This is a genomic window from Paenibacillus sp. M2 (assembly GCF_046713495.1).
Taxonomy (GTDB): domain Bacteria; phylum Bacillota; class Bacilli; order Paenibacillales; family Paenibacillaceae; genus Paenibacillus; species Paenibacillus amylolyticus_B.
The window spans coordinates 5,604,937-5,626,186 of sequence record NZ_CP169648.1 but is presented as its reverse complement, the minus strand read 5'-3'; the positions used below and the strand labels follow the sequence as shown (position 1 = coordinate 5,626,186).

Annotated in this window: 30 protein-coding genes; 28 read left to right on the top strand and 2 right to left on the bottom strand. The window is 42.6% G+C overall.

The genetic code is table 11. The annotated features are described in order from the left end of the window. The first annotated feature begins 24 nt into the window (after positions 1-24). The 11 genes from ACETMN_RS25830 to ACETMN_RS25780 are packed head-to-tail and all read left to right on the top strand — an operon-like array spanning position 25 to position 5,493. A complete protein-coding gene (locus ACETMN_RS25830; protein WP_091020319.1) occupies positions 25-435 on the top strand; it encodes a GNAT family N-acetyltransferase in 411 nt (136 codons plus the stop codon). Between the two features lie 26 nt (positions 436-461). Continuing rightward, positions 462-917: a GNAT family N-acetyltransferase gene (locus ACETMN_RS25825; RefSeq protein WP_179198672.1), complete on the top strand. Its 456-nt coding sequence runs from the start codon at positions 462-464 to the stop codon at positions 915-917. A 17-nt stretch (positions 918-934) separates the two neighbouring features. Continuing rightward, positions 935-1,363: a GNAT family N-acetyltransferase gene (locus tag ACETMN_RS25820; RefSeq protein WP_091020315.1), complete on the top strand. Its 429-nt coding sequence runs from the start codon at positions 935-937 to the stop codon at positions 1,361-1,363. 34 nt (positions 1,364-1,397) lie between these two features. Next, the gene (locus ACETMN_RS25815) at positions 1,398-2,099 is read left to right on the top strand and encodes a DUF1361 domain-containing protein (RefSeq protein WP_091020313.1); all 702 of its coding nucleotides are present in this window, start codon (positions 1,398-1,400) and stop codon (positions 2,097-2,099) included. Between the two features lie 33 nt (positions 2,100-2,132). Next, positions 2,133-2,594 (top strand): DUF6896 domain-containing protein, encoded by a 462-nt coding sequence (locus ACETMN_RS25810; RefSeq protein WP_091020311.1) that lies wholly within the window; start codon positions 2,133-2,135, stop codon positions 2,592-2,594. A 38-nt stretch (positions 2,595-2,632) separates the two neighbouring features. After that, on the top strand, positions 2,633-3,577 hold the full coding sequence (locus tag ACETMN_RS25805; RefSeq protein WP_091020309.1) for a GNAT family N-acetyltransferase: 945 nt from the start codon (positions 2,633-2,635) through the stop codon (positions 3,575-3,577). Next, positions 3,574-4,311, top strand: a complete 738-nt coding sequence (locus ACETMN_RS25800; protein ID WP_091020307.1) for a metallophosphoesterase family protein — start codon at positions 3,574-3,576, stop codon at positions 4,309-4,311. Before ACETMN_RS25805 ends, ACETMN_RS25800 begins: the two co-directional genes overlap by 4 nt. A 42-nt stretch (positions 4,312-4,353) precedes the next feature. Further along, entirely contained in the window at positions 4,354-4,503 is a 150-nt protein-coding gene (locus ACETMN_RS25795) for a hypothetical protein (protein WP_167483655.1), read from the top strand. Between the two features lie 16 nt (positions 4,504-4,519). Continuing rightward, positions 4,520-5,035 carry a DinB family protein gene (locus ACETMN_RS25790; protein WP_091020305.1) on the top strand — a complete coding sequence of 172 codons (516 nt, stop codon included), beginning with the start codon at positions 4,520-4,522 and terminating at the stop codon, positions 5,033-5,035. A 39-nt stretch (positions 5,036-5,074) separates the two neighbouring features. Then, a complete protein-coding gene (locus ACETMN_RS25785) occupies positions 5,075-5,230 on the top strand; it encodes a hypothetical protein (RefSeq protein WP_411735320.1) in 156 nt (51 codons plus the stop codon). Continuing rightward, the gene (locus tag ACETMN_RS25780) at positions 5,215-5,493 is read left to right on the top strand and encodes an NUDIX domain-containing protein (RefSeq protein ID WP_258170185.1); all 279 of its coding nucleotides are present in this window, start codon (positions 5,215-5,217) and stop codon (positions 5,491-5,493) included. Before ACETMN_RS25785 ends, ACETMN_RS25780 begins: the two co-directional genes overlap by 16 nt. 10 nt (positions 5,494-5,503) lie before the next feature. On the opposite strand, the gene ACETMN_RS25775 is transcribed toward ACETMN_RS25780, so the two are convergent. Further along, complete coding sequence (locus ACETMN_RS25775; RefSeq protein ID WP_091020303.1) at positions 5,504-6,406, bottom strand: ArsR/SmtB family transcription factor; 903 nt, start codon at positions 6,404-6,406, stop codon at positions 5,504-5,506. Between the two features lie 180 nt (positions 6,407-6,586). On the opposite strand from ACETMN_RS25775, the gene ACETMN_RS25770 reads away from it, so the two are divergent. From ACETMN_RS25770 to ACETMN_RS25705, 14 genes are all read left to right on the top strand, one after another. After that, positions 6,587-8,077, top strand: a complete 1,491-nt coding sequence (locus ACETMN_RS25770) for a glycoside hydrolase family 43 protein (RefSeq protein WP_411735319.1) — start codon at positions 6,587-6,589, stop codon at positions 8,075-8,077. A gap of 98 nt (positions 8,078-8,175) precedes the next feature. Beyond that, on the top strand, positions 8,176-8,748 hold the full coding sequence (locus ACETMN_RS25765) for a hypothetical protein (protein ID WP_411735318.1): 573 nt from the start codon (positions 8,176-8,178) through the stop codon (positions 8,746-8,748). A 99-nt stretch (positions 8,749-8,847) separates the two neighbouring features. Continuing rightward, positions 8,848-9,393 (top strand): GrpB family protein, encoded by a 546-nt coding sequence (locus tag ACETMN_RS25760; protein WP_411735317.1) that lies wholly within the window; start codon positions 8,848-8,850, stop codon positions 9,391-9,393. Positions 9,394-9,434: 41 nt separating this feature from the next. Beyond that, a complete protein-coding gene (locus ACETMN_RS25755) occupies positions 9,435-9,857 on the top strand; it encodes a hypothetical protein (protein WP_411735316.1) in 423 nt (140 codons plus the stop codon). Between the two features lie 30 nt (positions 9,858-9,887). Continuing rightward, positions 9,888-10,409 carry a cysteine hydrolase family protein gene (locus ACETMN_RS25750; RefSeq protein ID WP_411735315.1) on the top strand — a complete coding sequence of 174 codons (522 nt, stop codon included), beginning with the start codon at positions 9,888-9,890 and terminating at the stop codon, positions 10,407-10,409. Continuing rightward, positions 10,409-10,891, top strand: a complete 483-nt coding sequence (locus ACETMN_RS25745; protein ID WP_411735314.1) for a hypothetical protein — start codon at positions 10,409-10,411, stop codon at positions 10,889-10,891. The genes ACETMN_RS25750 and ACETMN_RS25745 overlap by 1 nt, the downstream gene beginning before the upstream one ends. 12 nt (positions 10,892-10,903) lie before the next feature. Continuing rightward, a complete protein-coding gene (locus tag ACETMN_RS25740) occupies positions 10,904-11,182 on the top strand; it encodes a hypothetical protein (RefSeq protein WP_091020292.1) in 279 nt (92 codons plus the stop codon). A 229-nt stretch (positions 11,183-11,411) separates the two neighbouring features. Next, entirely contained in the window at positions 11,412-11,597 is a 186-nt protein-coding gene (locus tag ACETMN_RS25735) for a hypothetical protein (protein WP_411735313.1), read from the top strand. Positions 11,598-11,672: 75 nt separating this feature from the next. Further along, positions 11,673-12,152 (top strand): DinB family protein, encoded by a 480-nt coding sequence (locus ACETMN_RS25730; protein WP_411735312.1) that lies wholly within the window; start codon positions 11,673-11,675, stop codon positions 12,150-12,152. Between the two features lie 41 nt (positions 12,153-12,193). Next, entirely contained in the window at positions 12,194-13,072 is an 879-nt protein-coding gene (locus tag ACETMN_RS25725; RefSeq protein WP_411735311.1) for an aminoglycoside phosphotransferase family protein, read from the top strand. Positions 13,073-13,137: 65 nt separating this feature from the next. Continuing rightward, positions 13,138-13,485, top strand: coding sequence for a hypothetical protein (locus ACETMN_RS25720; RefSeq protein WP_081746078.1), 348 nt, complete (start codon positions 13,138-13,140; stop codon positions 13,483-13,485). A gap of 243 nt (positions 13,486-13,728) precedes the next feature. Beyond that, positions 13,729-14,730 (top strand): endo-1,4-beta-xylanase, encoded by a 1,002-nt coding sequence (locus ACETMN_RS25715; protein WP_411735310.1) that lies wholly within the window; start codon positions 13,729-13,731, stop codon positions 14,728-14,730. Between the two features lie 197 nt (positions 14,731-14,927). Further along, positions 14,928-15,098 carry a hypothetical protein gene (locus ACETMN_RS25710; RefSeq protein WP_167483657.1) on the top strand — a complete coding sequence of 57 codons (171 nt, stop codon included), beginning with the start codon at positions 14,928-14,930 and terminating at the stop codon, positions 15,096-15,098. A gap of 165 nt (positions 15,099-15,263) precedes the next feature. After that, complete coding sequence (locus ACETMN_RS25705; RefSeq protein WP_036617166.1) at positions 15,264-16,082, top strand: purine-nucleoside phosphorylase; 819 nt, start codon at positions 15,264-15,266, stop codon at positions 16,080-16,082. A 117-nt stretch (positions 16,083-16,199) separates the two neighbouring features. Here ACETMN_RS25705 and ACETMN_RS25700 read toward each other — a convergent pair whose 3' ends face one another. Continuing rightward, a complete protein-coding gene (locus ACETMN_RS25700; protein ID WP_411735309.1) occupies positions 16,200-17,276 on the bottom strand; it encodes a LacI family DNA-binding transcriptional regulator in 1,077 nt (358 codons plus the stop codon). A gap of 539 nt (positions 17,277-17,815) precedes the next feature. Between ACETMN_RS25700 and ACETMN_RS25695 the strand changes: the two genes are divergently transcribed. The 3 genes from ACETMN_RS25695 to ACETMN_RS25685 are packed head-to-tail and all read left to right on the top strand — an operon-like array spanning position 17,816 to position 21,237. Continuing rightward, the gene (locus ACETMN_RS25695) at positions 17,816-18,676 is read left to right on the top strand and encodes an ABC transporter permease (protein WP_223200008.1); all 861 of its coding nucleotides are present in this window, start codon (positions 17,816-17,818) and stop codon (positions 18,674-18,676) included. A gap of 16 nt (positions 18,677-18,692) precedes the next feature. After that, the gene (locus ACETMN_RS25690; RefSeq protein WP_036617174.1) at positions 18,693-19,574 is read left to right on the top strand and encodes a carbohydrate ABC transporter permease; all 882 of its coding nucleotides are present in this window, start codon (positions 18,693-18,695) and stop codon (positions 19,572-19,574) included. Positions 19,575-19,629: 55 nt separating this feature from the next. Beyond that, positions 19,630-21,237: an ABC transporter substrate-binding protein gene (locus ACETMN_RS25685; RefSeq protein ID WP_017686933.1), complete on the top strand. Its 1,608-nt coding sequence runs from the start codon at positions 19,630-19,632 to the stop codon at positions 21,235-21,237. Positions 21,238-21,250: the final 13 nt, after the last annotated feature.

Here is a 21,250-nt window from a genome sequence, read left to right as displayed (position 1 = left end):
TAGTTAATGAAGGGAGCAATACGAATGAAGATTGAATTTGCAACGGAAGCTGACTACGACTATATCATGGATAGAGATCGGCATATCCATCATGCACTTGTGAAAACCAAGATCAATGAGAAAGAAATATTCATCCTCTGGAATGAGGACGAGGGATCAAGAGTTGGATGGATGAGGTACGGTTACTTTTGGGACAACCTTCCCTTCATGAATATGATCTGGATAGATGAAACCTATCGAAACGGCGGATATGGCAAAAAAGTAGTGCATCACTGGGAAAGTCTAATGAAGCAACAAGGCTTCGATACCGTGATGACTTCAACGCAATCAGACGAACATGCCCAACATTTCTATCGAAAGCTGGGGTATGTTGATGCAGGGGCTCTGTTGCTGGATACACAACCTCTGGAGATTATATTGATCAAGAAAATATAGTAAGTAAGCTGCAAGGAGAGATGATTGTGGATGTGAAGAAAGTAACCCTACAACCCATAACCAAAGAAAATGAACTTGAGTGCATCCACCTTAAACCACGGGAAGATCAGCTGGAGTTGGTCGCAAGCAATGCGGATTCATTGATTCATGCAACGAAGGAAATTACGTCCAAGCCATACGGTATTTTGGCAGAGGATCAGATGGTCGGTTTTATTTTATTTGATAACGAGATCTACAATGACGGGTATTACTGGATTCTGCGCTTCATGGTTGACGAGAAGTACCAGGGGAAGGGTTACGGCAAACTTGCTATTCAAGAAGTGATTCGTATGTTGCAAGAGAGAAGTGATTGCCAGCAAATCAGGGTATCGCATGTTCCGCATAATAGTGCGGCAAATGCGCTGTATAAGCGGTGCGGATTTCAGGACACGGGTGAATTCGAGGACAACGGTGATATCATTTTAAGTTATCAAGTGAGGTAACAGGGGGGGCAAGCTCGATGATAAGAGAGGCGGAAGCCAGGGATGCAGCAGTTATCGAAAGGTTGTATAGAGAATTATTGCCGAACAACCTGAACACAAAGGTATTGGCAGAGCGTATTGAAGAGGTTCGGAATAATCCAAACAGTTTCTTGTGCGTTTATGAACTGGGTGATCAGGTGATCGGCACGGCTCATTTACATATTTGTCTGGATGCTTTGGTGGAAAATAGACCCTTCGGCGTAGTTGAGCGGGTTATTATTACGGAACATGTGCAGAGCAAGGGATATGGTTCCGAATTGATGAAATATGTGGAAGACGTATGTGTACAGAAAAATTGTGTGAAGGTGTTTCTTACCAGTGGATCAACCAGACATGAAGCACATCACTTTTATACGAAATTGGGGTACGACGGAGAATCCAGCAAGGCATTTAAAAAGTATTTATAACATTCATTAGGGAAAAGGAAGTAGAAGCAAAGAAATGAAAGATAACAAACATCCGGTGCAAGATCTCCGACTCATCGTTACCTTGTTCGTGGCTACTTGTTGTTGTTTAGGTGTTGTGATGTATTTACGGGCCCAAACAGATACGAATATGTATCGCTTTTTAAGTTGGGATATGTTCCTGGCATGGGTACCATTCATCATCTCATCCTGCATTAGATACATATTTCATAAGAAAGTAACCACAACGAGCGTTATATGTATGTGGTTGATGTGTGCAGTTTGGCTCTTTTTTCTGCCGAATTCGGCCTACCTTTTTACGGAGATTCTGCATTCATTCCGATATTTTGATGCTCAAGGGGAGGTTCAATTTTGGGTTAATATTGATTTTTGGTATGGACTCACCCTGACGTTTGCCGTAGCGATCATCGGATTGCTGCTCTCGACTTGTTCGATCATTCAAATCCACGGAATGTTAAACCAATTAATAAATAAGTCAATTAGTATGATGGTTGTCGGTGTTATTTTGCTATTGAGCAGTATAGGGGTCTACATTGGTAGATTTAATCGGTGGAATTCGTGGGATGTATTATCCCGACCTGGGAAGATCTTTGTGGATCTTGTGAATGATTTTAATGCAGCGAACAGCATAATGGTTGAGTTTGTCGCCATTGTATTTACGGTTCAACTTTTTGGCTACGTTATCGTATCTTTGCTAACCGCAAGGTCGGGCAACTAATTATTCCATTTGAAAGGGCAAGGATCTGAAACTATGAAGGCGATAACGCAGGAAATTACGGAAGAATTGTTGGCTGTGATGGATATGTACCAAAGAATCGCGCGGCAATTAATCGACCAACTGATATTGGAAACCGATCAGCCTGATCGGACGGAAATTCTCGCAGGGGCGTACCATTTGTTGTCCAATGCGGATGTAATCCAAGGAGAAGAAGAATTAACGGGGAACTGGTATTTTGATGTTCACGGCGAGCACTGTATGTTCAAGAATACAGAAACAGGGCAGACATTAGAGGTTTTCCTTGGTAGTCCAGAGGATGTGGGTAACATGGACCCTTACTTTTTTTACAATTTCATAAAAACAACGCCAGAGCTTGCATATCTGACTTCGTATTTCGAGAATCCGTTTAAGGACATGTTGGATTTCTTCGAACGTATGGAGACACAGCATGTGTTAATTCATGTTCACGGGGTGGCGTATAGAAAGGCTCTTTGATTGCTGTACATGTAATTAGAATTGAGGAGGAATGACGTATGAGTTTAACAGAATGGTCCATAGATATACTTCAATATGATCTGTCGGATGAATATTCGATTCGCAGAGCTGATTTTGCCGAATGGGGATTATTTTGCACGGTTTATTATGATATGCGTTATGTCGGATTTTTCAGGGAAGAAGAGTTCAGTTCTTCCAAGATCAGTGCCTACTGGATTTACAAAGGGGAAAGCAAAATAGGTGGCGTGAGAATGGAGCCTAACCGGATGTATCATTTATTTTTTATCCCGCCGTTCCAGCAGTGCTTTGAGGTATTGAAGCTTCTGAAGCATAAATTACTACAGTGGTCCGATCGCACCAAACGCATTCTGACCTTTGAGATTCTTCCAGACCAAGTTGATATATACGCAAGAGCTGGATTCTGGCCAGTGGAGTTCAGATGCCGCTGGATGCAGCGGCCTACAGATCATTTTGAAGTCGAATGGGACAGCAGGGTAACCGTAAAGAGTCCAGAGATTATTGAAAGTGAAACCGGCAATAGAAAATATGTGAATGAAGATGAGATTGCTCAATGTGACCTGGAGAGTTTTGCAGGAAGTCTTGAAGCTACACGAAGAAAACATACCACTCTTGCAGATTTTATACCAAGTGATGACCCTAATTATACCAATGAAATTCTGACCCAAGCATCCACGCTTGTATATGACGAGGAAACGGGACAGCTTATTGCAAATTGTCGCTTGTGCTTGCAAGATAATCAGGCTGCTGTATATAGCATAGGGGTTCGGCCGACATATAGGGGTAGAGGGCTTGCTACACTGATGTTACAGAGAGCATTAAATGAACTAAAGGGTAAGTATCCCGTTCTGCGATTGTATGTGATGCAAGGAAATGATGCGGAGTCCGTGTATCTGAATCTGGGGTTTATTCCGGGTGTGCAGGAGATTCAGACGATGTATATTCCTGAGGATGAATCACAATGAAGGTTGCCATCTTAACCGATATTCATGGGAATGTTCCCGCGCTTCAAGCGGTATTGGCTGATATGGATTCCAGAGGAGACATTGAGCATACATTTTGTTTAGGGGATATGATCGGTATTGGCCCTTACTCCAATGAAGTAATCCAGATGTTGTACAACCGTAAAAATATGATAGCGATTTCAGGGAATCACGAAGAGGCCGTATTGAGTTTGCTCCAACATAAGGGACCATTAGAAGGGCACAAAGGCATGGCTGAACACCACGAATGGATAGGTCAACATCTAAGTGCAGAGTCGATCAAGAGAATTCAGGCTCTACCGAAGTTTGTTGAAAAAGAGGTTGAAGGACGTCGATTCCTTTTGACTCACTATCATATGAACAACGACAAGCTGGATGTCATCGATAAAGAACCATCAGGGACCAAACTGGACGCGAAGTATCAGGGGACGGCCCATGATTTGGTTTGTTTTGGTCATTATCATATTCTTCATTATTATAGGACAGATCAAAGAGTATATATGAATCCGGGAGCTTTAGGCTGTAACGATCTTGCCATTGCCAGATATGGGATTGTGGATCTTCAAGAGGGCAAACTGAATGTGAGATTCATTGGCGTTCCATATGACAACAGAGAGTATCTGCAGTCGTATGAACGGTTGAACGTTCCGGATCTTGCTTTCCTTTTGAAGGCATTTCACGGGAATCAGTTGGAAAGAGAGTATGAGGGAGAGTGATTCTCGTAACAGCGTTTTGTTTTTTGGGAAGGAGAAATGCACATGGGAATGATCATTATGTTGGTGGTTTATCTGTTCCTCGGTATTTATGTTGTGAAAGTTGGAATAGATAACTCAAAAAATAGTCAGCACACCAAAGAAATATTATCAGAGTTAAGGGAAATAAAGGACTTATTGAAAGAGCGAAGGTAAAGGAGGAGTGATGACTATGATTCACGACCTACAAGGGGAAGCCAATATGACACCTGTTGTGGGGATGTTATTATCCGCTGTAACAGAAAATAGCCAACGACTTAAATCAATTACAGAAGGTATGTCGCAAGAAGAAGTGGATTACAAAGGGGAAAACAATCAGTTTAATAGTACAGCTCAATTAATCCGACATATTACGTTCGTTGATATGAATTGGGTGTATAGAATAAAGGGATCTGTCCTTCCTCAGCGTTTAATAGAGCAATATGGCCCTATGATCGATGAAAATGATAGACTTCCGCTGGTTCAAGGTCTGGCACGTGACACACTTATCTCTCAATATGAGGGTGTATTAACCCTTCTAAAAGAGACATGCACACATTTAGCGGATGCTGATCTAGATCGAGTCGTTACTTTTGGACATCAGAACGAAAAGCAAGCTACGATACGTTGGGGATTATGGCACATGGCTGACCATAACCGTTATCATCAAGCTCATATTAATCAGTTAAGAAGATGGTTCCAAACATAAACTGATTGTTAATACAAAAATGGGGGGGCGATTAAACACTTGGAAAATAAAATGGTAACTGTCATAAAAGGACTAATCGAGAATGAAGGCAGAGTGTTAATTGTTAAGCGCTCACTAGTGGATGAGGTAGGCGCCGGAAGTTGGGAGACAGAGGGGGGCAACTTCACTTCGGAGAAGAATTGGAAGAGGCTCTGATTCGTGAAGCTAGAGAGGAAGTTGGCATTAAAGTTCAAATAGATGAATTACTGTTTGCCAATACGTTCTTTACCGATCCTCATCGACAGGTCATTCTTCTAATGTATTTGTGTAGAACTAAAGATCATCAAGTGAATCTTTCAGAAGAACATAGTGAATACAAGTGGGCAACCAGATCTGAATTATATCATTACCTGCCTTATGCAATTACTTCAGATCTGGAGAAATATAAAGTTTTTGAGAAAATCAAGTTAATCGATTAGGTTAAAAAATTCAACCCAATACACGAATAACAATATCCTGATCATGGTTACCAAAACCGGCACCATAGATCGTTAATCCTCCTACGTTGGGGCTTTCCTCGTCAACCGTAAAACGAAGCGTCCAGAACGGCTCGCTAAGCTTAATATCCGCGAGAGTAACGTCTGACATTTGCTCACCATCCATATAGGTACCGTAGGCATCAATACGAATAGTCTTCAACAATCCATACTGATTCACATTGCGATGCCACCATTCTGGCGTATATTTGCCGCGTGCTGCTCTGCCAAAGTCGGCAGGGCTTGTCCACGTTCCAAGAGAAATGCCATTGAAGGTGAAACGAATATCGGAAGGCCAATGATCTCGCAATCCCGGAGCTTCAGACGCCAGTTCCATCGAAATTTCAATCGCATCGGTTGTCTGATCAGGAAGGACAAAATTTGGTGTTTTATATTCAACATAGCCCTTCCCAAACCACAAGATAGCGGCGTGTACACGCTCAGGATCAAGGAAGTAACGTGGATCATCCCATACGCCGATTTCTTTCTCAAGTGTTCCTAGCCCACAGGTAGGGTGAATATCAAAAGCAGTGTAGTGTCCAACGGCTATCGTCTGTTCTCTGGTTCGTGAAGTTTGACTTGCGGATGGCAGCTCGATCTCAATCTGATTTTGCTTGAGGTAACATAATTTGTGCGTCCCTCCGTTGATCCGAACTCGTCTGCTCCCAATTAGACCCGCATCCTCCAGTTTGCGAATATGCATCGTGACGATGGAGGGGCTAAGCTCTAATACTGCGGCAATATCTTTCACATTCATTTCGCGATCTGCAATTATGTCCATGATTTCCCATCTGACTTCGCTTGCCAGCGCCTCATATAAAGGAAGGAACTGGGGCTCTCCATTTGCTTTGATCATCTGTACAACTCCCTACCCTCAATCTTCTAAAATCACATATATATTAATTTAATAAAATTAGCTCCAAGATGCAATTCAGATTCATTGCAAGTTTACGTCCGATGGTGTTTAATTTTTGTAGTTGTTACAAAGTTGAATTCTTATATATGTGAATTTTATATTAAGAGGTGGAGTGAAGTAATGAAATACAATAACCCTGTTGTAAAAGGTTTTTATCCAGACCCTAGTGTGATTAAGGTGCACGATACCTACTATATGGTGTGTAGTTCTTTTCAATATTTTCCGGGCGTACCGCTCTTTGAAAGCAAGGATTTGCTGAATTGGAAGCAGATTGGTCACTGCCTGACTCGTAAAAGCCAGATTCAACTCGAGACGGTGAACAGCTCCGGGGGTGTATTTGCCCCAACCATCAGGCACAATGACGGGCGTTTTTATATGGTCACAACCAATGATACGACGCATCAGAATTTTTATGTCTGGACGGACGATATTTACGGAGAATGGTCTGAGCCTATTTATGTGGATCAAGGCGGAATTGATCCCGATTTGTATTTTGAAGATGGAAAAACATTGTTTATGAGTAATGGCGTTGATGATGAAGGCATTGGCGGAATTGTCCAGTGTGAGCTTGAGATTGAAACTGGCCGCAAACTTAGTCCAAGTTGTTCGATATGGAACGGAACAGGTGGACGATATCTGGAAAGTCCGCATCTGTATAAAATGAACGGTTATTATTACCTGCTTGCAGCCGAAGGCGGCACCGAGTATGGTCATATGGTTACATATGCTCGGGGCACTTCTTCTTCGGGACCGTTCGAAGCCTATGCGCACAATCCAGTTCTGACCAACCGCAATCTGGGAGGTTATGAGTTGCAGGGAGTAGGGCATGGTGATCTGGTTCAGGATGATCGGGGGAACTGGTGGCTCTTTCACCTGGGATTCCGACAGATTGGCAAATGGGCTACGTACCATCATCTGGGTCGAGAAGTATTTCTGACTCCAATTACGTTTGGTGAAGACGGATGGTTTACAGCCGGGCATGAAGGCACAACGCTGACGAGTTTTGAGACGGATCGCATTCCCGACACGGTGATCCAGCAGGATAAGAAGAATTATACGTTTGAAAATACAGACTGGAACCTCGACTGGTGTTATCTTCGTCATCCAAATACAGAGCATTATCAGCTTGAATCAGATAAGCTTACGCTAACAGGAACCGATGTAACGCTGGACGTTCCGGCATCCCCAACGTTCATTGGGCTACGTCAAAAAGACTTTAATGCTACGATTTCTGTCGATGTTAGTCTGACGAGTGGAGAAGCCGGGATCACGATCTACATGGATGAGAATCATCATTATGAAGTGGCTATTCGTGGGCAGCAGAACGGTTATAAGGTGGTCGAGCGTCTAAATATCGGTGATATCAAATCGATAGAACATGAAGTAGATCTGGGAAATAAACAGTATGCAACGCTGGTGATCTGCTCAAGCCAAGAACGCTACAGTTTCCTGTTTCAAGCAGATGGTGAAGAGATTCTGCTGGGCACGGCACAGACGAGATACCTATCCTCGGAGGTGGCAGGAGGTTTTACGGGCGTACTTATTGGGTTATACGCGAGCGGGCAAGATACTTCAGCTGAGTTTACAAATTTCAAGTGTGATTATCATTAAGAAGTTAAGGGGAGGGCCTAAGGGTCCTTCTCTTTTTTTTAATTTGTGTCAAAATATAGATATATTAATCAATGCCAATAGAAGAGAGGTATGCAAACGTGGAAGTACATTATAAAATGCCGGAATCATTAGAAGGCATCGTTCGAATAGATAAGGAATTACGTAAACAACATGATGCGACCCTTCATGATTATGTGGGGTTTTATATTAGTTTTAACAATGATGATGATCGATACTATTGTACGCCAGATGATGCCATTATATTTGGAAGAACAGGGGCAGATGGTGACCATTTTGCTTTTTTCACGTTTAACAGATCCATTAGTGATTTGGAAGAAGCTCCGGTTATCTTTATCCAACCTACGGCGTTTGGTAATCAAGTAACTTTAGTTGCCAGAAACATTAAGGATTTTATAGCATTATTTATTAATCTTAAGGAAGTATATGTTTTGGAGAGATTTCGATTTTATAAAAACAAATTAGATTTTATGAACGACTATAACGATAACTATATGGAAGATATAAAGATGCGAGAGAGTGAAAATCAATTAATTATTGAACTGTTAAAAGAGAGAATTAAAGGGATAACAGAAATTGATGATGTGTACGAATACATGATGGAATCCAAAAAACAAATAGAACTAGGGATAAACAATGATGATTTTGCATGATATCAATATGGCATCACTAAATAATCTACATGTAACAAAAGGTTAAAAGAACGTGTTATTTAATTATATAGCTTGATTGGATAACCAAGGAGGAGTTGTATGGAGGATCAATGGAGAATTGCAAAGTATGATCCGGCATGGCGTGATTTGTTTCTCGAAACGGGTTCGAAATTAAGAGAAGCGTTAGGAGAAAAGGCCGTGCGGATTGATCATGTTGGGTCCACTTCAATTGTGGGAATAGACGCCAAACCCATCATAGATATACAACTATCTGTTTCTAATTATATGAATCTGTTGGACTACAAACATGAGATCGAAACCGTCGGATTTGTATTCAGAGCAGAAAATCCGGATAAGACTAAACGTTACTTTCGTGAAGAACCTGGAAACAGAAGGATACATATACACGTTAGACAGGCAGGCGGTTTCTCCGAGCAGATGACCTTGCTGTTCAGAGACTATTTAAGGGAGCACCCAGAAGATTGTTTGAACTATGCGGAAGAAAAGCACAGACTCATGTCACTGTATAAAGATGAGCGTCCCAAATATGTTGAAGGAAAAGGACCAATGGTGTGGAGCATATTACAGAGAGCACACAGTTGGTCTCAAGAAATCGGATGGCAGCCGGCAAAATCTGACGCATGAGCACATCCAATGAATAGAGATAACTGTATTGGAGTGATGAGATGAACATGGGAAGAAAGCTGATAACAACCGTTCTAACCATCATTGGTTTTACTTTGGCTGCAAGTCTCATATCGATGAATGAATCCTACAGTTTTGATTTTTACATTCTTATTTATCTGGTATACGCGACTCCCTTGATCCTGTTGATCGGGCTACCTTTATCGATATTGCTAGACTATCTGCTCAGCCGAATACAATTCCCTAATCATGTGTTGTATCTATGTACGAGGATATTAGGCTATGCATGTGCTGGAGTTTTAGGCATGTTTATTTATTATCTGGTCATGGGCGAAGGAGAAGCAATCTTGGATTTCAAAGAGACGTTAGTTCTGACCTTATTTGGCGTTCTTGCTGCTATCCTATTTGTACTGATTGATATGGGATTGGAAGTTTTGTTAAAGGTACGAAGAAGAAAGATTTGAATTAAATTGATTTGTCAGGAGGAAAGCAAAATGACAACGCATTGTGCACTTCTAATCATTGACGTACAGGTAGCGATGTTTGATGAAGCAGATCCCGTCTATCAGGGGGAACGATTGCTTCAAAAGATCCAGGTGTTAATTGCCAAGGCCCGTGAAGCAGGGCATGCCATCATATATATCCAGCACAGCGAAGGGGCAGGCAGTCCACTGGAACGAGGAACTCCGGGGTGGGCCATTCATCCGTCCATTGCACCTATAGCTGGTGACCTCGTTATTGAAAAGGAGACACCGGATTCATTTCACAGAACCGATCTGCATCTGAAATTGCAAGATAATGGCGTGAAGGAGTTGATTCTCGCGGGTATGCAGACTGAGGTATGTGTAGACACGACTTGCCGCAGAGCGTTCAGTCTGGGTTACACGGTCAATCTGGTTCAAGATGCGCACAGCACATGGAATTCAAAGACGCTTCAAGCAGAGCAGATTATTGCACATCACAATACGGTACTGAGACTGTTTGCCAACGTGGTGGATACGGAGAATGCGCTGTAATGCTAGGAAAACGTAGGCGATTCTGGTTTTTCATAGGTGCGGCAATCATGTTTTTGTATTTTCTAATCACGAGTAATCCAGATCCAAATAAGCCGATTTCGAGAAATCAAGTGATAAGCACAGAGATGAGCATAGTTGTGTACACCAGGACAGGCGATGGTGGAGCACACACTAGCATTGACGATGTTACGTTAAGTAAAGAAGACATTAGCCGTATAGTCGGCTGGATGAATGCAGCCCCGGAATCAGCCAAAATACCAGTAGATGATGTCACAGGAAGCATTAGTGCAGGAATTGCTTTAAAATTAAAGCATAACGCTAAAGTTACGATTCAATACAATCGGAAACAGATTATAGTATCCACAAAAAGCAGATTTAATAGAGATACGAAATATATACTTGATCAAAAGGACTTAAGAGACTTTATGGATCAAAAGTTGGAAGGGACGTATTTTGGTGAAGATACCGTTAGTGTTGAATAAGGAGGAGAGGTATTGACGATTAACAAAAGAATAATGAATCTATCAGCCTGGCTTGCTGTATTAGCCATCCTATGTATTCCTGGAACTTTACATACTGAAGATGGGCCGCTCCGAACAGAGTATGGTTTCCCAATCCGATTCTTTACGGATTATCATTATGCCAACTCGGATGGAACAATCTGGTTTATATCTGGTATCTATTTAAATGTACTTCTATTTTTGTTCAATGTCCTGTTTATTTATGCAGGTATTCATGTAATCTTGTATATAAAAAAGAAATTAACTAAATAAATTGAACTGAATATTTACACAAAACGGAGAGGACAGAAAGGACCTGAAGAAGCGGAGTGTTCGCCTTTATCCCCGGATTTTAACTTTATAAAAGGAATCAAAAAAATCTGTGGATAACAGCGATCGGAAGGTTGTTCTGTCATCGGAGTGGTAAGTGTAAATATTCAATAGTGCAACTTTATATAGAATATAAAGATGGAGTGATTACGATGAAACAACTTCCAGTAGAATGGAAGTCAGACCGACTTATTATCTCAAATGTGGAAGAATCGATATTCCTGAACTTGAGTCCATATATGAGACCAGTCGGTACTTGCATCAATGGGATGGACAAGAGCACGATCGGAACTATGTAAAAGAATGTTTTGAAGAAGGCCACCTTCCACCGGGAGGCAGGGATATGGACAAGAATTAATTCGGAGGATACCTTTGCCAATACAGAATTGATCAAATCTCTCTGAAAAATATGCTGATAAAGGGGAATATACCAATGGAAACATTCTTTCGTTATAACTGGATGGTGCGTGAGCAATGGTATGTGTGGTGTGAAGATGTACCGCTTGAAGAATTGCTTCGGCCTCGCATGGGCGGAGTAGGCAACATATTACAAACATTATTTCATATCATTGATGTAGAGTGGAGCTGGCTTCAGTTGCTTCAGGGCAAACCGGATGATGCAGAAGATTTTGCAAACTACCAGAATTTTGAGGCAGTAAGGCGACTCGATCGCAAGTTACGTCCTGATGTGGAGGCATTTGTTACAGCATGGGATTCGAGTATGGAAAAAAGAGCTTTTATTGATCATCGCTCAGCTGGCAAGGCCAGTACATATTCATGGGGAGAAGTAATGCGACATGTGATCGCCCATGAGATTCACCATATGGGACAGCTGTCGGTATGGGCCAGAGAATTGGGTAAGCAGCCTGTATCCGCCAATGTCATTGGCAAAGGCCTGATGATACCTGACTAACAGGGAGAAAGCGGCATGACATGAATGAACGGAGGAAAACGATGACAATTCAACTTAGCCAGATGAATTGGATAGAACTGGATGAATGTATCCAGCAGGTGATCGAACAGGAGGTTCAGATCATTCCCTTGCCACCTGGACTGGAAGCGAGTGTGATGAGAATTGAAATGGAAGATCAGCAGTACGTATTGAAAGTCTGGGACAAGGATTCCAAACCGGATATCGCCAAACAATATCGATTATTGTCCAAGCTTTATCAAAGTGGAATTCGTGTTTCCAAACCCTACGGTTGGGGATTAGACGAGCAAGAGAATCAAGTGCTGTTAACGAGCTATGATGGAAAGCCGCTTAACCAATTAACACAAACCAAACTGACACATTTGGCTGAGCGATTAATGGAGGTCCATCGTTATCCGGTGAATGAAGTGAGTACTGGAGAAGATGAAGAATACATATTCAGGTACGATTTTGTTCAATACTTTTTTCCTCAAATTGAATTACATGACGATATAAATGATCTTCTGGCAATCTTGATCCAGCAGGTCCAGATCAGACAGGACCGTTTGATTCATGGCGATTATAATCTGGGAAACATTCTTGAGATGGACAACCATTACACCATCATCGATTGGACTAATGGGCAGTATGGTGATCCAAGGTACGATATGGCATGGTCTGTTTTTCTGATCACCATCTATAATGGGAGAAGCTACGGCGACATGTATCGCGCTAAATTTGCACGTTCTGCAAGTTATGTGTACACGCTGGAAGAGGAGCAGGTTTTTAGAGCGATAGCTTGCCTGCGCTGGATTCTGTTAAGACGCGTTGGGGATGTACCCATGGGGCCGGATGTAATGGAAAGGGTTCACAGCATGGCTGTCCATAATCCGTATTTGAATGAACACCTGCTGTTTAAATAAAATAAACAGCCAGTCCTAAACTAGCGATCCTCGCATACCTATGATAGTAGAGGAGCGTGATCGATATGGAGCAAAAAGTGCAAACTTACTTTGAACTGAAGCAGCAGCAAAAAGATATTGAGCAGCAGTTGTCTGTACTACGAGATGAGATTGTCGCGTATTGTGCAGAACAAGGGGTCTATGAGACGCAGGTTGGTGGTTACACCGTGAAAACAGTGCTGCAGAACCGCAAAGAATATGATGATCAGAAGCTGTATGCTTCTCTTCCAGACCCGGACATCTGGCGATTGTTATCCAAGGTAGACAGCCATAAGCTGAAAAGTCTCATCAAGCTGAACATTCTGTCCGAGGAGCAAATTAACCCGGCATGTACAGTGAAACAAGTCACCTTATTACAGGTGGACAAGCTATAATGCTTCATACTATCTTCGTATATGAGTTGAATTAACCGAACATGACAATCACATGGCACCTTCCACGAAATAGTTTTGTTGTTGCAATGAGCAGCGGAACGAATGTGGGGGTGTTTTTGTTTTGCGAACAGGGCCCAGGATTCATAAATAGTTAAATATGAGGGGGAAGAAGTATAATTTGTTCATTGTAAGCGTATTCAACAAACGATATGATGGATAAAAAATGGCAGGGAGGAATTGTAAATGCCAACCGAAATTCCATCACTACATGCTGCGTACGCTAATACGTTCAAAATAGGTGCTGCTGTACATACCAGAATGTTGCAGTCCGAAGGGGATTTCATCGCCAAACACTTCAATAGCATCACGGCTGAAAATCAGATGAAATTCGAAGAAATTCACCCGGAAGAGAATCGTTATACTTTTGAGGCGGCGGATAAAATTGTTGATTTTGCTGTTGCTCAAGGTATTGGGGTTCGCGGACATACTTTGGTCTGGCATAATCAAACATCGAAATGGGTCTTTGAGGATACCTCAGGTGCTCCTGCTTCCAGAGAGCTGCTATTATCTCGCTTGAAGCAACATATTGATACGGTAGTAGGTCGATATAAAGGGCAAATATATGCATGGGATGTCGTCAATGAAGCGATTGAAGATAAGACCGACCTGTTCATGCGGGACACGAAGTGGTTACAGCTAGTGGGAGAAGACTATTTGCTGCAAGCATTCAGTATGGCTCATGAAGCTGATCCAAATGCGCTTCTTTTCTATAATGACTATAATGAGACGGATCCGGTCAAACGGGAGAAGATATACAATCTGGTTCGGTCTTTGCTGGACAAGGGAGCACCTGTACATGGAATAGGCATGCAGGGACATTGGAATATTCATGGTCCTTCGATTGAAGAGATCCGAATGGCTATTGAGCGTTATGCTTCACTGGATGTGCAGTTGCATGTTACGGAGCTGGATATGTCCGTGTTTCGTTATGAGGATCGTCGAACGGACCTCACCGCGCCAACTTCGGAGATGGCTGAGCTACAGGAGCGTCGATATGAAGAAATCTTCAATTTGTTCCGTGAGTATAAATCATCCATTACCTCTGTGACGTTCTGGGGAGTGGCCGACAATTATACTTGGTTAGACCATTTCCCGGTACGTGGACGCAAAAATTGGCCCTTTGTTTTTGATCAACAGTTGCAGCCAAAGGAATCATTTTGGCGTATCATTAACTCTATGTCCTGAACATCAGGGAAGTGGAGAGAATCGGTCACGATGTGGCCGATTTTTTGCTGTACTTAATATAATTACACAGTACGGTTATCTCGTGAATGATAGAGGTGTTGATTTGTGTGGATGATAAAAATGTGGTACTAAATGGAATTTTTTGATAAGGTTGAAGAAATGGTGAACCAAATTCTTTCCTGAAATGAGATGAGAAGATGGATTGCATCCGAAACTATTTAATTACTTTTGCCGGAAATTTTGCATTTAGTTATTATATCTTTGAAGAAGGTACTTTTGCCAAACCGCTGATGTTTGCTACATTCATGCTGTTGCTGATTATGACAATCGATTACATGAAAAGTAGAAATAAATATACATTGGATTAGGGTATGTCCATGTTTTTAAACGATTCTGGAGCATAGGGTCGTTTTTTTATTGTATGTAGAACAGCATCCATTTACATCAAGACCATTGTTCATTACACTTGATGAGTAGCACCTCATTAACTCAGTTTTCGTTAACTCAATTCAGATCATCAGGAGGATATCATTATGCATCAATCCGCACATATTCAGGAAGCAAGAGATTACATATTAAACCGAATCCATACCAAACCTGCCGTAGGCATGATTCTGGGTTCTGGACTGGGAGCGCTCGCGGATGAGATTGAAAATGCGACCGTTATTCCGTATACAGATATTCCGTATTTCGCCCAATCGGAGGCTATCGGTCATGCCAATGAATTGGTTATTGGTGAACTCATGGGCAAAACGGTTGTAGCGATGAAAGGCCGCCTTCATTATTATGAAGGTTTTACATTGGACGAAGTGACTTTCCCCGTTCGGATCATGAAGGCGCTGGGTGTCGAGCAATTGCTTATCACCAATGCCTGCGGAGCCATCAACACAAGCTTTGAGCCGGGTCAACTGATGCTCATTACAGACCATATTAACCTGGTAGGTAATAACCCGTTGATGGGACCGAATAACGCCGAACTGGGTGTGCGCTTCCCAGACGTATCACAGGTATACAATCGCGAACTGCGCAGCATTGCCCTTAAGGTTGCAGAAGAGCAGAATGTTGGCCTGCAGCAAGGTGTCTATGCATGGTGGAGTGGCCCGGCATATGAGACACCAGCGGAGATTCGCATGATTCGTACGATGGGTGCGGATGCAGTGGGTATGTCCACGGTACCTGAAGCCATTGTTGCCATTCATGGCGGTATGAAGGTACTAGGCATTTCCTGTCTGACGAACATGGCCTGTGGTATTCTGGATCAGCCGTTAAGTCATGATGAAGTTATTGAAGTGGCTGCGCAAGTGAAAACAACCTTTATCGGACTTGTAAAAGGCATTTTGAAAGAAATCTAATCGTTAGATGATTTTTTATCCAGGCCACGATGGATAGGATAGAGTTTTCATCCAACCAAATCGAAACCACAAAAAAACGTATGTTTCACGAGTTGTTACTCGTGAGACATACGTTTTTTATTTTGCAGAACTATGAACCATCTGAGAATGATCGGCCATGATTGCTGGTGTGGACTCCCTGATGATGGGTTTGGTCACAATGTGGGAGACCTGATATGGCTGTGTCGGGCTATTAATCCGGGATAACAGCATCTCTGCAGTCTTAATGCCCATCTCATTGCTATAAATATGAACCGTCGTTAATGCTGGCTCAATAATTCGAGATTGGGGTGCATTATCGAATCCGCATATCGCAATATCCTGTGGCACAGCGACATTTCTGTCTTTTAACGCCCTGATCAGATCAACTGCTATAAAGTCATTAGCGCATACGTAAGCGGAAGGTAGGGATGCCAGCTCTGCCACTCGCTGGTTCAACCATCCTGGCTTGGAGAAACACAGGCGATCATTATCTACGATGCAATGGGACAGGTCGACCTGCAACCCTGCCTCCAGCATGGCACGCTGATATCCAACCCATCGTTCATTAAAGCTCTTGCAGTGATTGTAATCTCCGACGAATCCAATACTTGTGTAGCCGCTCTCAATTAATTTTGTGGTTAACTGATAGATGCTATGTTCATTCTCCATGAGTAGCAGATCTGCTTGGAATTCGGGATAACATATGTTGGAAGCGCAATCGATAAAGATGGTGGGAATGCACAGATCGGTAATCAGCTGTGTATATTCCAGATCAAATAATTCAATGCAAATAATGCCGTCTACTTTGGCTATATCAAAATTGTTTGGAAGTGTAAGTGTATCTTGATCGTCTTCACGCACGATATGAATCGAGAGATTGTATCCCTCCGCACTGATTCTTTTCTCCAAACCGCTGATTAACAACGAACCAAAGTGAGATGTATTAGGCAGGTTTTCAGTTAACAGGGCGATATTGCCCGGAGCCTTGGTTAGAACATGCTCATTGTCCATATAGGCAAACTGTTTATATTTAAGTTCAATTGCTTTTTTAATTACACGATTTCGGGTCTCATCCGGGATGTTTCCGCTATCATTTAATGCTTTGGAAGCCGTATTCCTGGAGATCCCCAAAGCATCAGCAATGTCTTGTATCGTGACTTTTTCCTTTGCCATCTAATGCTTCACCTCTAATCATCAATAGTTATCCATATTCTTCTCTAAGTCAAATGTATAATAGAACGGGACAAATAGCAATCTCTGTTTTACAAATGCACAATTACATTTACATTTAGATAGGCGAATTCTATTTTCACAATTGTTCCAGGAGTTTTGTTAATTAGTGTAACAATGATAACCTATTACAGTAATGATATAGAATATCTATGCGGGTATTAACGATTCAGTGCGGTATATATGCAAATTTAATCCTCTTTAGTTACATTAATGCAAAGATGAAATGATCAAATGCACAAATATTTTTTTACAAAACGTATTGACTAAATCCGTTGAAACCTGATAAATTGTAAATTATCAAATAGGCAATTGTAAATATTGAAAGCCCTTACTGAAAACAATTGTCAACTTCTAGAATGAACGGGGGTATCGTGTTGGATAACATAGCCGACAGCAAAAAGGGCGAAGGAAGGGTACTGAAAGTGAGGACGACAAGCGGTCATAGGTTGCAGCAACTCAAAAAAAATTACTTTTTATATATGTTGCTTGCACCAGCCTTAATTTTGACTCTTATCTTCAAGTACATTCCGATGTACGGAGCCATCATTGCGTTTAAGGATTTCAGTCCGATCAAAGGCATCATGGGCAGTGATTGGGTAGGACTGAAGCATTTTGAGAAATTTATAGCTTCACCCAATTTCGATATCATTTTAATGAATACGCTTAAACTCAGCTTTTTGGGATTGATATTCAGTTTCCCGGTGCCCATTTTACTGGCACTCATGCTGAATCAGGTACGCAAAGCTGGCATCAAGAAAAATATTCAATTGTTTCTGTACGCACCCAATTTCATCTCGGTTGTTGTTGTTGTGGGTATGTTGTTCATCTTCCTCTCACCGACAGGGCCAATTAATCAATTAGCCACATGGATTACAGGTCAGCCGATCATGTTCATGTCTGAACCGGAATATTTCCGCTGGATCTACATTTTGTCCGATATCTGGACCGGAGCCGGTTGGGCTTCCATCATATACGTCGCGGCATTGGCCAATGTTGATCCGGAGCTTCACAATGCGGCTAATCTGGATGGAGCCAATCTCCTTCAGCGTATTCGCCACATTGACCTTCCAACGATTCGTCCGATTATGGCCATCGTCTTTATCCTTGCAGCTGGCGGGATTATGTCCATTGGATTTGAGAAGGCCTATCTGATGCAGACGTCCATGAACCTGCCTTCCTCCGAGATTATTGCCACGTATGTCTACAAGGTGGGGTTACAGTCTGGAGATTACGCTTATTCTGCGGCAGTTGGATTGTTCAACTCGGTTATCAATGTGATTTTGCTGGTGACGGTGAATCTGATTGTGAAGAAATTGAATGAAGGCGAAGGCCTCTATTAGGAAAGGAGTATTATCCATGGTTGTTAAACACACGGGAATGGATCGATTGATCCTCACACTTAATGCCATCTTTCTCACCTGTGCTGTACTGGTTGTGGTTGTTCCCCTGATTTATATTGTTATCGCCTCATTCATGGACCCCACGGTGCTACTGAATCGTGGACTGTCCTTTAATGTATCGGACTGGAGTCTGGACGGATATCAGATGATTTTATCCAATCCAGCCATGATCCGGGGGTTTGCAAATGCGGTATTGTACTCGGTTTCCTTTGCACTGATCACCGTGACCGTATCCATATTTGCAGGTTATGCATTGTCGGATGATAGGCTAGCGGGACGTGGATTTTTCATGATTATCTTTATCATTACGATGTTCTTCGGCGGGGGATTAATCCCTACGTATCTACTCATACGTAATCTCGGCATGCTTGATACGGTGTGGGCGATCATTATCCCTGGAGCCGTTAACGTCTGGAACATCATTCTCTCCAGAACCTTTTTCAAAGGAGTCCCTCGAGAACTGAAAGAAGCTGCAAACGTGGATGGCGCCTCTGAAATGAAAATTTTCTTCCAGATCGTCATACCGTTGTCGAAACCGATCATTTTTGTACTCGCACTTTATGCATTTGTTGGGCAATGGAATTCCTATTTTGATGCAATGATCTATCTCGATAATCCGAACCTGCATCCGTTACAGCTCGTTCTGCGTTCCATTCTGATTCAGAATCAGGCTGCACCGGGCATGATCAGTGATCAACTCGCGATGGCAGAACTGAAACGGCTCTCCGAGATGATTAAATACTCAGCGATTGTCATTTCGAGTCTGCCACTCATCATCATGTACCCGTTCTTCCAGAAGTATTTCGAAAAAGGTGTCATGGTCGGTTCCCTCAAATAGTGAACAGCCTGCGATACAGTAAGTTGATCCAATCCAACTCATGGAGGTCATTATTATGAAAAAAGTGAACAAGTCGAGAAAAGCCGTTACAACGGCATCCATTTCCATGTTATCTGCAATGCTCTTTTTAACCGCCTGTGGCGGGGGTGGAGGCGGCGCGGCAAGTGAGGCGCAATCCCCTGATGGCAAGGTGACATTGAACTTTATAACACAGAGCTCTCCGCTGGCTCCCGCTGATCCAAACGACAAGCTGATTAACAAGCGACTCGAAGAGAAAACCAATGTGCATATCAACTGGAAGAACTATACGAGTGATGTGTTTGCAGAAAAAAGAAATCTGGCGGTTGCCAGCGGTGATTTGCCGGATGCCATTTTTGATGCAGGTTACGGGGATTATGATCTCCTGAAACTGGCGAAAGACGGGGCGATCATTCCACTTGAGGACATGATTGAACAACACATGCCCAATCTGAAAAAGGTGCTGGAGGAAGCTCCCGAATACAAGAGCATGATCACGGCTCCAGACGGACATATCTATTCATTCCCATGGATTGAAGAACTCGGAAGTGGCAAACAACGGATTCAGGCAGTGGATAACTTGCCCTGGATTAATGTGGAATGGTTGAACAAGCTTGGACTGAAGATGCCAACAACAACCGAAGAACTGAAAGAAGTATTGATCGCGTTCAAAACTCAAGATCCAAACGGCAACGGTAAGGCAGACGAAATTCCGTTATCTTTCATTAACAAACCGGGGGGCGAAGATCTGACATTTCTCTTTGCGGCATTTGGACTCGGAGAGAACTGGGATCATACCGTGGTGACCAATGATGGGAAAGTGGTCTTCACGGCAGCTGATGAAGGCTACAAGGAAGCAGTTAAATACATTCATGAGCTGGTTCAGGAAGGCCTCGTGGATGTCGAATCGTACCAGCAGGATTGGAACACGTATCTTGCGAAAGGCAAGGATAACAAGTACGGCATGTACTTCACATGGGATAAGGCTAACATTACAGGCATGAATGATACGTATGATGTTCTGCCTCCGGTTGCCGGGCCTAACGGAGAGGTCAATGTCACAAGAACAAACGGAATTGGGCTTGATCGTGGTCGCATGGTCATTACCAGCAGCAATAAAAACCTGGAATCCACAGCGAAGTGGGTAGACCAACTGTACGATCCGCTGCAATCTGTGCAGAACAACTGGGGTACCTATGGAGACGAGAGTCAGCAAAATATTTTTGAATTCGATGAAGCCAAAGGCATGCTGAAGCATCTTCCACTGGAAGGATCTGCACCTGTGGAACTCAGACAAAAAACCAGTATCGCAGGACCATTGGCCATTCTCGACAGTTATTATGACAAATACACAACCAAACCGGAAGATGCGGCTTGGCGGATGGAACTTCTCGACAAGGTAATGGTTCCACATATGAAAGCGGAGAACGTATATCCAAGTGTGTTCTTCTCCATTGATGAACTGGATCGATTGTCCACGATTGAGACCGATCTCTTCGCTTACGTGTTACGTCTGCGTACAGAATGGTATCAGAACGGGAAAATAGATCAGGAATGGGATGCTTACTTGAAAGAGCTGGATCGCCTTGGGTTGCAAGAATGGCTACAGATTAAACAAGCGGGATATGACCGTAATAACAAATAAAGAAAAGTACGGA

What these genes read in the sequence shown, in the direction of transcription:
- ACETMN_RS25830 (WP_091020319.1), top strand. Translation starts at nt 25, where the DNA reads ATGAAGATTGAATTTGCAACGGAAGCTGACTACGACTATATCATGGAT.
- ACETMN_RS25820 (WP_091020315.1), top strand. Translation starts at nt 935, where the DNA reads ATGATAAGAGAGGCGGAAGCCAGGGATGCAGCAGTTATCGAAAGGTTG.
- ACETMN_RS25815 (WP_091020313.1), top strand. Translation starts at nt 1,398, where the DNA reads ATGAAAGATAACAAACATCCGGTGCAAGATCTCCGACTCATCGTTACC.
- ACETMN_RS25810 (WP_091020311.1), top strand. Translation starts at nt 2,133, where the DNA reads ATGAAGGCGATAACGCAGGAAATTACGGAAGAATTGTTGGCTGTGATG.
- ACETMN_RS25805 (WP_091020309.1), top strand. Translation starts at nt 2,633, where the DNA reads ATGAGTTTAACAGAATGGTCCATAGATATACTTCAATATGATCTGTCG.
- ACETMN_RS25800 (WP_091020307.1), top strand. Translation starts at nt 3,574, where the DNA reads ATGAAGGTTGCCATCTTAACCGATATTCATGGGAATGTTCCCGCGCTT.
- ACETMN_RS25795 (WP_167483655.1), top strand. Translation starts at nt 4,354, where the DNA reads ATGGGAATGATCATTATGTTGGTGGTTTATCTGTTCCTCGGTATTTAT.
- ACETMN_RS25790 (WP_091020305.1), top strand. Translation starts at nt 4,520, where the DNA reads ATGATTCACGACCTACAAGGGGAAGCCAATATGACACCTGTTGTGGGG.
- ACETMN_RS25775 (WP_091020303.1), bottom strand. Translation starts at nt 6,406, where the DNA reads ATGATCAAAGCAAATGGAGAGCCCCAGTTCCTTCCTTTATATGAGGCG.
- ACETMN_RS25770 (WP_411735319.1), top strand. Translation starts at nt 6,587, where the DNA reads ATGAAATACAATAACCCTGTTGTAAAAGGTTTTTATCCAGACCCTAGT.
- ACETMN_RS25760 (WP_411735317.1), top strand. Translation starts at nt 8,848, where the DNA reads ATGGAGGATCAATGGAGAATTGCAAAGTATGATCCGGCATGGCGTGAT.
- ACETMN_RS25755 (WP_411735316.1), top strand. Translation starts at nt 9,435, where the DNA reads ATGAACATGGGAAGAAAGCTGATAACAACCGTTCTAACCATCATTGGT.
- ACETMN_RS25750 (WP_411735315.1), top strand. Translation starts at nt 9,888, where the DNA reads ATGACAACGCATTGTGCACTTCTAATCATTGACGTACAGGTAGCGATG.
- ACETMN_RS25745 (WP_411735314.1), top strand. Translation starts at nt 10,409, where the DNA reads ATGCTAGGAAAACGTAGGCGATTCTGGTTTTTCATAGGTGCGGCAATC.
- ACETMN_RS25735 (WP_411735313.1), top strand. Translation starts at nt 11,412, where the DNA reads ATGGAAGTCAGACCGACTTATTATCTCAAATGTGGAAGAATCGATATT.
- ACETMN_RS25730 (WP_411735312.1), top strand. Translation starts at nt 11,673, where the DNA reads ATGGAAACATTCTTTCGTTATAACTGGATGGTGCGTGAGCAATGGTAT.
- ACETMN_RS25725 (WP_411735311.1), top strand. Translation starts at nt 12,194, where the DNA reads ATGACAATTCAACTTAGCCAGATGAATTGGATAGAACTGGATGAATGT.
- ACETMN_RS25720 (WP_081746078.1), top strand. Translation starts at nt 13,138, where the DNA reads ATGGAGCAAAAAGTGCAAACTTACTTTGAACTGAAGCAGCAGCAAAAA.
- ACETMN_RS25715 (WP_411735310.1), top strand. Translation starts at nt 13,729, where the DNA reads ATGCCAACCGAAATTCCATCACTACATGCTGCGTACGCTAATACGTTC.
- ACETMN_RS25710 (WP_167483657.1), top strand. Translation starts at nt 14,928, where the DNA reads ATGGATTGCATCCGAAACTATTTAATTACTTTTGCCGGAAATTTTGCA.
- ACETMN_RS25705 (WP_036617166.1), top strand. Translation starts at nt 15,264, where the DNA reads ATGCATCAATCCGCACATATTCAGGAAGCAAGAGATTACATATTAAAC.
- ACETMN_RS25700 (WP_411735309.1), bottom strand. Translation starts at nt 17,276, where the DNA reads ATGGCAAAGGAAAAAGTCACGATACAAGACATTGCTGATGCTTTGGGG.
- ACETMN_RS25695 (WP_223200008.1), top strand. Translation starts at nt 17,816, where the DNA reads ATGTTGCTTGCACCAGCCTTAATTTTGACTCTTATCTTCAAGTACATT.
- ACETMN_RS25690 (WP_036617174.1), top strand. Translation starts at nt 18,693, where the DNA reads ATGGTTGTTAAACACACGGGAATGGATCGATTGATCCTCACACTTAAT.
- ACETMN_RS25685 (WP_017686933.1), top strand. Translation starts at nt 19,630, where the DNA reads ATGAAAAAAGTGAACAAGTCGAGAAAAGCCGTTACAACGGCATCCATT.